Here is a 10,904-nt window from a genome sequence, read left to right as displayed (position 1 = left end):
TCTACCGGCTCTTGCAGCAGGCCGTGGTCACCGCTCCAGTGACCTACGAGGACGTGGTCCAAGCAGGTGCAGCGGGCCGTCAAAAGGGCTAGTATTGCTGGATGAACATCCAGTTATTTCAGTCGGTGGAGCTAAGCGGATACCCCGCACGCAAATACAGTGTTTCAAGTAGAATTCGCCGTCCCCAAGAACAACATCGAGGCGACGTCATGACCCCCTTTTCTCCCCCTCAAGCCACTGCGCGTGTGCTTCCCTTTGCACCCAGGCCGCTCGTCGGCCGGTCGTCCTGGCCCTTTCCGGTCGCGCGCGAGGGCTCGGGCGTCCGGAGCATCAGGGAACAGGCAGCCCGGGTGATCGCGACCACTGTCCAGCACTGGCAGCCGTCGCGCCATTGAAGGCCGCGATCAGGTTGCGGCCCTACGCGCAACGCTTTAGCACACCGTCCGCAGCCACCGCGCCGCTGGCCATGCTGGCGGTCAGCAAATAGCCGCCGGTGGGGGCCTCCCAGTCGAGCATCTCGCCGGCAAAGAACACCCCAGGTAGCACGCTGCTCATCAGATGGCCGTCGAGCGCCTCGAAGCGGACGCCGCCGGCAGTACTGATGGCCTCGTCGATGGGCCTTGGCGCAACCAGCCGGAGCGGCACGGCCTTGATCGTCTCGGTCAGCTTTTCGGGCGAATGCATGTCGTCGCGCGTGAGCACTTCGTGCAGCACAGCCATCTTGATGCCATCCAGCCCCAGTCGGCTTTTCAGGTGGCTCGCCACCGAACGCGAGCCGCGGGGATGCGATACGGCCGCCCGCACCTGTTCCGGGCTGCGATCAGGCAACAAGTCGAGCAGCAGCGTGGCACTTCCGTTCTGGGCGATCTCGTCGCGCAACATCGCCGAGGCGGCGTAGACGAGGCTGCCTTCGATCCCGGTGACAGTCGCGACGAACTCGCCCTTTCGCGCGAAGCGGCGACCTTGCGCGTCGCCAAACGAGACGGCCACTGACTTGAAGGGCACGCCAGCGAAGCGCTCGGCAAAGTAAGGCGTCCAAGCGAGATCGAAGCCGCAATTGGCCGGTAGCAATGGCGCGACATCCACGCCGCGATCCGCAAGCCAGGGCGCCCACGCGCCATCGGAACCGAGCCGCGACCAACTGGCACCGCCGAGCGCGAGCACCACCGCGTCATGCTGCGAAGTGATCTCGCCAGCGGACGTCGCAAATCGCAACGAAGTCGCTGGCGCTGCGGTGTCGGTCCATCCGAGCCAGCGATGGCGCATATGGAACTGCACGCCGGCCTGCCTCAGACGGTGCAACCACGCGCGCAGCAGCGGTGCGGCCTTCATGTCTTTCGGAAACACCCGGCCGGATGTACCGACGAAGGTCTCGATGCCCAGTCCATGCGCCCAATCGCACAGTGCATCAGGACCGAATCGACGAAGCAAGGCCTCGACCTGGGTGCGGCGTTCGCCAAAACGCTCGACGAACTTGTCGAACGGCTCGGAATGCGTGAGGTTCAGGCCACCACGGCCCGCGAGCAGGAACTTGCGCCCGACGGACGGCATGGCGTCGTACAGATGCACCTGCATACCGCGCGCGCTGAGCACCTCAGCCGCCATCAATCCGGCGGGACCACCGCCGACCACGGCAACGTTTTTTTCTTGAATCATTCGAGTGTCACCAGTTCGCCCTGCCCGGTCAGGAATGCGGCGCGGACCGTCTCGCCGGGATAAGCCTCTTGCACCGCATCGCGATAGCGGCTCAGTTGAGCGATCAAGGCTGCGTCGCGTTCGGGGCGCGCGGCGGACTTGTAGTCGAGCACCCACCACGCGCCGCTCTCGCGATGGCGCACCAGGCGATCGATGCGCAGCGTCTGGCCTTCATGGATCAAGGTGACTTCGTTGCCGTGCCAGTCCAGCGCTTGGGCGTCCCATGCCCAGGCGCCTGCACCGGCACGGATACGCTCCGCCAGTGCGGCAGCGGCACGCGTGGCGTGCAGGTCAAGCGCGAATTCACGCGCTGCTGCACGCACGTGTTCGGTCGGTAGCGGAGTGCCCGGCTGGGCCCATTCGAGCAACCGGTGCATCGCCTGCCCGAGCGCCGAAGCGCGTGTCTCGGCATCACGGACCTGAGGCATGACGGGGTGCCGCTCATCGACCGTCGCCAAGGCGGGCATCTCCAGCATCTCGAATTCGACCGGCGCAGATGCGGCGGAAACGGCTGCTGCCACCGGTGCCACATCGTCCACCGGCTCGCTGCGTGCTTCCAGCCGCGCCCACCAGCTTTGGCCGCTGGATCGCGCGGCGGCGACAGCAGAGACGACCAGCTCAGTCCTCGCGCGGGTCGTCGCGACGTAGAGCGCATTGATTTCCTCGCGGTGTCTTGCGGCCTGCTCCTGCGCAAGATCTTCAGTCGAGCATGCGGGCGGATTCTTTTCGCTCGCCATGAACACGAAGCGCTCGGGGGCGACGGCATGGCCCGGCCACTTCACGAGGACGCCCATGGTTTGAGCGCGCTGCGCCGAGGTGTCGGTATCCAGAAGCAACACCAATTCCGCCTCCAAGCCCTTGGCGCCATGGACAGTCAGCAATTGAACAGCATCGGTGACAGCCACCGAAGGCGCCCTGACACCTCCGGCGCGCAACGCACGCACCAGGCCGTAAGGGGTTGCGAAACGCGCGCCGTCGAGTTCGAGCGATGCCGCCAGCAGCCCGCGCAGATTGGCGAGCACGCTGGCCCGCATGGCCGTCGGCGCCGCCGCAGCGAAGGTCGAGAGGACGTTGGCATCGTGATAGATCGCGCTCAACGCGTCGTGTGGCGGCAAAGTTTCCAGCCACCGCTGCCACTTCCGCAGTCTTGCGCCGATTCCGGCGAGCGGTGTGGGTTGCTCCGGCATCTGCAGGACGTCGAACCAGCTCTTCCGCAATTCGCGTTGCTTCAGCGCGATCTGCACCAGCGCGTCATCGTCGAGCCCGAACAAGGGCGATTTCAGCGTCCGCGCGAGCGACAGGTCGTGGTCCGTCGACACCAGCGCATCGATGAGCGCGACCACGTCTTGCACTTCCGGCGCGTCGTTCAGTTCGTTCTTTTCCGGCTGCTGGACGGCGATGTGCAGCTTGCGCAACTCATCCTGCATCACGGCCAGCCGGCTGCGGCGCCGCGCCAGCACCATGATCCGGCTCGGCGCGAGCCCGCCTGCGATGCGCCCTGCGATCCAGCGAGCCGCCTGCTCGCATTCCTTCTGCAGCAGCTTTTCTTCCGGCAGGACACGCGGCGTGGTGAGGCTGTCGCGCCAGGGCAGCGCACCGTCCGTCGTTGCGTCGCCGGGCGCCGGAACGCTTGCAATCGCGTCGCGTTCGATCAACGGCAGCTTGCGGATGTGACCCGGCACGCTCGACTCTGTCGTGTGATCGCGGAATCCACTGAATTCGCCGGCCCGCTGCGCATCCTGCATGGTTGCGTTGACCAGTTCGATCACCGCTTGCGCATTGCGGTGCGTGTGATCGCAGTTGAGCAGGTCGCCGTTCAACCCTTGCTGGACGAACTGCTTGGCGGCGATGAAGACCTGCGGCTCCGCGCGCCGGAAGCGATAGATGCTCTGCTTCGGATCGCCGACGATGAAGACGCCGGGCCTGCGCCCACCCGCTCCGGCATAGCTTGCGAGCCAGCCGTTGAGCGCCTGCCATTGCAGCGGGTTGGTGTCCTGGAACTCGTCGATGAGCAGATGGCGCACCCGCGCGTCGAGCCGCTCCTGAACCCAGCCCCAGAGCTCCGCGTTGCCCAGGAGCAGATGCGCAGCCTGTTCGACATCGTTCATGTCGACCCAGCCATTCGAGACCTTCACTTCCGCGAAGCAGGCGATCAGCATGCGCGTCAGCCTCGTCATTCGTTGCTGGTAGAGCCACGCATCGTGCTGGGCCTGCGCGGCGCAGTACTGCAAAACGCGCTCCTGTGCAGCGCGCACATCGTCAAGGCCGGCGAGCTTTTCGCTGAACTTGCGCGGCTCGCCCTTCTGCGTAAGGAGCGCGTCGAGCACGCCCGCGGCCTGGCCTTCTGTCACCGACTGTTCGAGCTCGACGCCTCGCCGCGAGAACGTTGGCGCGCTCGCCCGGCCCAACGCGCGGGCTGCCGCCAGCAATGCGCCGCGCCATGCCGGGTCGTGCAGCAACACGTCTTCCGGCGATTCGGCGCCCGCAAAGGCGGGATACATCCTGGCCATCGGCGTAACGGCCGGATCCACCGCATCGTGCGCATCGGCGAGCACGAACTCGACGCGGCGCGTGAGCGCTTCGTCCAGTGCCTTGGCGGTCTGCGAGCGGCCGTGCGTCGCGACCAGGGCGCAGTAGTCGGCCGAGGCATCTTCATCCGCAGCGACGGCCGAATGGAACGGACGCCAGACGCGCATCCGCGCCTCGGCATCGTCTTCCAACAGTTGATAGTTGGCCGGCAAGCACAGCCGTTCGAGAACGGCGACGGGAGCGCTTCGCAGCAGGCCGGCGAACCACGCGTGGAAGGTACGAAACTGCACCGGCCGGCCGCCCGCAAGAAGCTCTCGGTACAGGCCTTGCAGGCGTGGGGCGGCGGCTTCGGCGGCGGCGCGCGTCATGCCGCGCATCACAAGCTCGGGCACCAGTTCGGCCACAGGCTGCTGGGCGAACTTTTCCAGCCATTGGTCGAGGCGCTCTCGCATTTCGCCGGCCGCCTTCTTCGTGAAGGTGATCGCCAGGATCTCGTGCGGCGCGCAGGCGCCCTCGCCCTCGTCCAACAGCGCGCGCAGGATGCGCGACACCAGCATCCAGGTCTTGCCTGCGCCGGCGCAGGCTTCCACCGCGACGGAGCGGCGCGGGTCGCACGCGATCGCATAGAAGCGTTCGCGGGTGACGTGCGCGCCGTTGTGTTCGTAGGCCGGTGCGGTCATGCCGGCTCCTCCCAGAAGTCTTTCCGACACAGGCCGCGCGCGGCGCAGTGCTCGCAGACCGGCCCCTCACCAAGCGCGGGCAGCGCCGCACCGTCGGCGATACGGGCAAGATCGTCCATCACGCCGGCGACCAGCGCGTCGCGCGCCGTCACGACGTCCGTTTGCTCGAAGGTGCGCGTGCCGGAGGCCTTTTCGCCGACGTTGACATAGGCCGCGCGCAAGCTGTCGTCAGGAAAGAGCGCGGCGTAGAACGCGAGTTGAGTATCTTCGGACGGGTCCTTGATGCGATCGCGCGTCTTGTCGGCGGATTCGGTCTTGTAGTCGATCACGAAGGCCCTTCCGTCGGGAACGGAGTCGACACGATCCAGACGGCCAATCAACCTCACGCGGCCGAGGGGCACTTCCTTCCATGGCTCGGATTCGATGAAGACCGCCCCCTCGGCCGCCTCGTGCCCGGCGAGCCAGGTCAGATAGCCGTCGCGCACCGCGGGCCACGCGGCAGCAAAAGGCAGGAACTCGGCTTCCGACAGGCCGAACTCGCTGGTCGCCTGCGCTTCCGCGGCTGCCATCATTGCCCGCCGAACCTGGAGGTCGGATGTCGGATCGGCCTTCAGCACCTCATGGAAATGCCCCAGCACGGCATGCAGCCAGTTGCCGAAGTCGCGCTTGTCGACCTCGGCGTCCAACTCATCGCTGCTGCGCAGACCCAACTGGCGCATGGCGAAGAATCTGTACGGGCATCGGCGCAGGTCCTCGTAGGCGGTGGAGGACAACGTCGCTGGCATGAGCGCATCGCCGCGAGGCAATGGATGCGGCGTCGGCCGCGCCGGGATTTGCACTGGTCGGCGTGGATCTGCGGCGCCCTCGCCCGCATGGCCCAGATGCAGCATCTGAACGAGCGGGCTCGGCCGCACGGGTTCGCCGCTGGCGTCGAACTGACGCCATAGGACATCACAGTACGGCGCGCCCAACGCGATGGCCCACGCCGACCGCTGCGCCGCCTCCAGCGCCTCGCGCGACGGCAATGACAGCGCAGCGCGCTGCGAGGCGCTCCAGTCGCCCGGCGGCTCCGGCGAGGCCGGTAGGCGCTGGTCATCACAGCCGGGCACCACGACGGCGGCAAATGCACGTCCGAGCAGTTGATGCAGCGGCAGAACGAACACCTGCGGCGCGTCGATGTCAGCGGGCACGTGCACGAAACTTGCCGCTTCCAACACATCGCGGGCCCAGGCAGTGAACTCGGCCAGTGTGCAGCGCGCACCACGGATTTCGCCTTCCTCGGCGTCCAGGTACAGGGCGGCGATGACTTCGATTCCGGCCACATCGCCCACCAGCACAGACCACTGGCCACTGGTTTCCAGCAGCGCACGTGTGGCCGCGAGCCACTCCCCGAGCGGCCGCGCGCGGACCAGCGCACCGCGCGTCGTTTCAATCTTGTCGGTGAAGGCCACGAGTTCGAGATCTTGCGGCTTCGTGCTGCCTGCGACGAACGACCGCCAAGTGCGCCATTCGCGCATTCCGCGATCGCGCAGCCGCGATTCGAGCAACAGGACCTCGCGGCGGTCGAAGGCCCCGGCGTGCTTGAGCCAATCCAGCACCTGGTCGCTGCCGGCATCGTGGGCACAGGCGCGCAGCGCGCTCATCAGGTTGGCGGCGGCTCGCGTGGTCGACAATTTCCAGCCGGTTTCATCGCGAAGGATCACCCCCCGCGACACGAGATGCGCACTGATGCGGCGGGTCAGTGCGCGGTCGGTCGCCACCAACGCGACCGGCGCGTGGTCTTCCGACAGGTGACGCACTACACACGCCGCTGCGCGCTCTGCCTCGTCTTCCGGATCGGCGGCCGCATGCAGGCTGGCGATGCACCCCGGCGCATTCGCCGTCGCGAGCGGCAAACGCATGGAGCGCTCGCCGAAAAGACTGTCAAGCTTTCGGCTGAGCGGGTCGGCTTGCAGGCCGTCGAGCACGATCAACTGATCGACCTGCGCCCGTGCGGCGTCCGAAAACAGCACATCAGTTGCGTAGCCCGAACTCGCTGCCCAAGCGAGCGCGATGCCGTTCAACGCGCTTTCCATGTTGAACCATTCGGACCCCCTGCCCGCGTCGATCGCTCCGCGGACCCGTTCGGCCCATGCGGTGCGCTCCTCCGGCAGTTCGGCCGCTGCCAGCGGCGCCAACTGAAGCGCGATGTCGACCAGCCTTCCCGCCAGTGCGTTGCGCGACGCCGAAAATCCGGCACGAACCAGCAGCGACTGCGCCGTGATCAGGTCGCGCGCCATGTCGAATGCAATGTCATCGGCATCAGGCACGAAGCCGCCCACGCTCCGTGCCCAGTTGCGCGTGGTCTCGAAGCGGGGGGCGAATCCCGAAGCGCCGTGCGCGACCCACATGCTGCGCGCGACCTGCATGAGTTGCGCGTACGGCACGAGGACCACGGTACGCGAAGGATGCAGGCCGCGCTCGGCCAGCACGCGCGAGATCCGGCAGACGAGGCCGCGATCCGGGTCGCACCAGAGCGCATGCGCGGGGTGGCGCTCAACAGGAGGCATGGGGTGTTCTGAAAGGGCGTGGGCTATCGGCGCCATAGCTTTCCCGCGGACCACGCCGATACTTGGTTTCTGTCACAATGACCCGCACTTTAGCTGCACCGAAACTCTCCGCGCAGAAGGACACATCCATGGCCAGCGACCTCATCAAACACATCTCCGACTCTTCTTTCGAAGCCGACGTGCTCAAGTCCGGCAAGCCAGTCCTGGTGGACTACTGGGCCGAATGGTGCGGCCCCTGCAAGATGATCGCCCCTATCCTCGACGAGGTCTCGAGCACCTATGAAGGCAAGCTGCAGATCGCCAAGATGAACGTCGACGAGAACCGCGACATTCCCGCCAAGTTCGGCATCCGCGGCATCCCGACGCTCATGCTGTTCAAGGACGGCCAATTGGCCGCCACCAAGGTCGGTGCGATGAGCAAGGCGCAGTTGACCGCCTTCATCGACCAGCAACTCGCTTAACCGGTCTCCCTGCTGCCGTCGCGCAATGCGTCGGCAGCTTTCTTTTTTCCTGTCATAATTCCGCACAGATCACCGGCCCTTTCAGGTACCCGGTTCGAGTTCCCCGGTTTGTGAGGCATTTCTCGCCTCACATCAAACCTCCCCCTCCTCGTTTTGACAGCTATCCCCGCAAGGGGTCGTTCCATGCACTTAAACGAACTCAAGGCACTCCACGTGTCCGAAGTCCTCAAGCAGGCCGAAGCCCTTGAGATCGAAAACGTCGGCCGCATGCGCAAGCAGGAGCTGATGTTCGCGATCATCAAGAAGCGCGCAAAGGCCGGCGAGCAGGTTTTTGCCGACGGTGTACTCGAGATCCTGCCGGACGGCTTCGGCTTCCTGCGCAGTCCCGACACCAGCTTCACCGCCAGCACGGACGACATCTACATCTCGCCCAGCCAGGTGCGCCGATTCAATCTGCACACCGGCGACATGATCGAAGGCGAGGTGCGCACGCCCAAGGACGGCGAACGCTATTTCGCGCTGACCAAGCTCGACAAGGTCAACGACGGCCTCCCCGAAGCGAACAAGCACAAGGTGATGTTCGAGAACCTGACGCCGCTGTTTCCCAAGCAGCTGATGCGCCTGGAACGCGACAACTTCAAGGGCGACGAGAACATCACCGGCCGCATCATCGACATCATTGCGCCCATCGGCAAAGGCCAGCGCGCCCTGCTGGTGGCCCCGCCCAAGAGCGGCAAGACGGTCATGATGCAGCACATGGCCCACGCGATCAGCGCCAACTACCCCGAGGTGCACATGATGGTGCTGCTCGTGGACGAGCGGCCTGAAGAAGTGACGGAGATGCAGCGCACCGTGAAGGGCGAAGTCATCGCGTCGACCTTCGACGAGCCGGCGGCCCGCCACGTGCATGTCGCCGAAATGGTGATCGAGCGCGCCAAGCGGCTGGTCGAACTCAAGAAGGACGTGGTGATCCTGCTCGACTCGATCACCCGCCTTGCCCGCGCCTACAACAATGTGGTGCCTTCATCGGGCAAGGTGCTGACCGGTGGCGTGGACTCGAACGCCCTGCAGCGCCCCAAGCGCTTCCTCGGCGCCGCACGCAACGTCGAAGAAGGCGGCTCGCTCACGATCATCGGCACGGCCCTGATCGACACCGGTAGCCGCATGGACGAAGTGATCTTCGAAGAGTTCAAGGGCACGGGCAACTCCGAAATCCACCTGGACCGCCGCCTCTACGAAAAGCGCGTGTTCCCCTCGATCCAGCTCAACCGCAGCGGCACTCGTCGCGAAGAACTGCTGTTGCCGCCCGAGATTCTTCAGAAGACTCGGATCCTTCGCCAGCTCATGTACAACATGGACGAGATCGAGGCGATGGAACTCATGCTCAAGAACATGAAGGCCACCAAGACCAATGTCGAGTTCTTCGACATGATGAGGCGAGGCGGCTGATCAGCGAGCCGACAAGGCGCGCCCTTCGGTTGCGCTCTGTCGACCGAGGTCGAGCAACTCCATGAGCTCGACCGCCTGGTCCGGCGTGACCGGATTCGGGCCCTTGCCGAGAATGGCATCGCGCACCGCGACGTAGTAGTCGACGTAGTTGCCCGCACGCGTGGGCAGCTTCCGCGTCTGCACGCGGCCGTCGCTTGCCGATATCGAGAGTTCGCCGTCGATCGGATCGGCACCCCAAGCCGCATCCGTCGGCCGTCCGCCGGCACGCAATGCATCTTCCTGTGGATCGACTCCGCGCTTGACGTAGCTTCCGCGCACGCCGTGCAGGATGTAGCGCGGCGCCACATGCGCGGCCAGCGTGGTCGCATGCAGAATCACGCGCAGCGGCGCATGCGGGCCGGTTTCGTAGCGGAGCACCGCATGGAAATAGTCTTCGACCAACGCCCCGTCACGCAAGACGGCGCTGTCGAGTTGCAGCGTATCGGGCCGCCCAAACAACTGGATTGTCTGGTCGAGCAGATGCGAGCCCAGATCCACCCAAAGGCCTGCGCCCGGCACGGGCTGCTCGCGCCAGCGTGCGCGCACTTCCGGACGGTAGCGATCGAAGTGCGACTCGAAGTACACCGGCCGGCCCAGTTCACCGCTTGCCAGGACCTCTCGCAAGGTCAGGAAATCCGAGTCGAGACGGCGATTCTGGTAGACCGACAGCACGCGGCTGTTGCTCGCCGCCATAGCGGCGAGTTCGCGCGCCTGGGTGGCGTCCAGGGTGAAGGGCTTGTCCACCACCACATGCTTGCCTGCAGCCAGCGCGGCCTTGGCTACCGGATGGTGCTGGGCATTGGGGGTCGCGACCACGACCAGATCGATATCGGCTCGGCTCAACAGCGCTTCGACGTCTGGAACCACGTCCACGCCGGGCCAATCCGCATGAACCTTGTGGGGCTGCGAACTCGCGACAGCACCCAGTTCAAGACCGGGAACGGCAGAAATCACCGGGGCATGGAAGGTCTGACCCGCAAATCCGTAGCCGACAAGGCCGGCGCGCAAGGTGGGTGGGGGCATGTGAAATGGGCCTCTGGCGCTAAAAGGGGCCAGTATGCGATAATTGCGGGCTTCGCGAAAAGTGCAGCGCGGCGTTGTGCCGCGTCTTCCGTCAACGTGGGTCAATCATGAATGGCGGATTTGTGGCTCTCGCATCGACCAAAGGAAAGATCATGAAAGAAGGCATTCACCCGAACTACCGCGAAGTTCTGTTCGTCGACCTGTCGAACGGCTTCAAGTTCGTGACCCGTTCGTGCGCGAACACCAAGGAAATGGGCAAGACCGACGACGGTCGTGAACTGCCTCTCTACAAGCTCGATACGTCGAGCGAATCGCATCCCTTCTATACCGGCACGCAAAAGTCGGTCGACAACATGGGCGGCCGCGTCGAGAAATTCCGCAACCGCTTCGGCAAGACTGCCTCCAAGTAAGGAAGGCGCTTCCGTGTCGAGGGCAGCCCGGGTCACCGCGCTGCCCTTTTTCTTTTCAACCGACTTCCC

Annotated in this window: 7 protein-coding genes; 3 read left to right on the top strand and 4 right to left on the bottom strand. The window is 65.3% G+C overall.

Going from position 1 to position 10,904, the window contains the following annotated elements:
- Positions 1-417: 417 nt before the first annotated feature.
- Genes AC1DN9_RS23545 through AC1DN9_RS23535 form a run of 3 tightly spaced genes read right to left on the bottom strand, consistent with a single transcriptional unit; the run spans position 418 to position 7,453 of the window.
- Positions 418-1,656: a TIGR03862 family flavoprotein gene (locus AC1DN9_RS23545; protein WP_478104085.1), complete on the bottom strand. Its 1,239-nt coding sequence runs from the start codon at positions 1,654-1,656 to the stop codon at positions 418-420.
- Positions 1,653-4,904: a UvrD-helicase domain-containing protein gene (locus tag AC1DN9_RS23540; protein WP_478104084.1), complete on the bottom strand. Its 3,252-nt coding sequence runs from the start codon at positions 4,902-4,904 to the stop codon at positions 1,653-1,655. Before AC1DN9_RS23540 ends, AC1DN9_RS23545 begins: the two co-directional genes overlap by 4 nt.
- Entirely contained in the window at positions 4,901-7,453 is a 2,553-nt protein-coding gene (locus tag AC1DN9_RS23535) for a PD-(D/E)XK nuclease family protein (protein ID WP_478104083.1), read from the bottom strand. Before AC1DN9_RS23535 ends, AC1DN9_RS23540 begins: the two co-directional genes overlap by 4 nt.
- Positions 7,454-7,581: 128 nt before the next feature.
- Between AC1DN9_RS23535 and trxA the strand changes: the two genes are divergently transcribed.
- On the top strand, positions 7,582-7,914 hold the full coding sequence (gene trxA / locus AC1DN9_RS23530) for a thioredoxin TrxA (protein WP_183023723.1): 333 nt from the start codon (positions 7,582-7,584) through the stop codon (positions 7,912-7,914).
- Positions 7,915-8,097: 183 nt separating this feature from the next.
- Complete coding sequence (gene rho / locus AC1DN9_RS23525; protein WP_478104081.1) at positions 8,098-9,363, top strand: transcription termination factor Rho; 1,266 nt, start codon at positions 8,098-8,100, stop codon at positions 9,361-9,363.
- On the opposite strand, the gene AC1DN9_RS23520 is transcribed toward rho, so the two are convergent.
- Positions 9,364-10,425, bottom strand: a complete 1,062-nt coding sequence (locus AC1DN9_RS23520) for an oxidoreductase (RefSeq protein WP_478104080.1) — start codon at positions 10,423-10,425, stop codon at positions 9,364-9,366. It abuts the gene before it with no gap.
- 152 nt (positions 10,426-10,577) lie between these two features.
- Between AC1DN9_RS23520 and AC1DN9_RS23515 the strand changes: the two genes are divergently transcribed.
- Complete coding sequence (locus tag AC1DN9_RS23515) at positions 10,578-10,835, top strand: type B 50S ribosomal protein L31 (protein WP_478104079.1); 258 nt, start codon at positions 10,578-10,580, stop codon at positions 10,833-10,835.
- Positions 10,836-10,904: the final 69 nt, after the last annotated feature.

The sequence above is a fragment of the Variovorax sp. 05L425 genome, from assembly GCF_056397705.1.
This window is presented reverse-complemented; position numbering and strand designations above follow the sequence as displayed.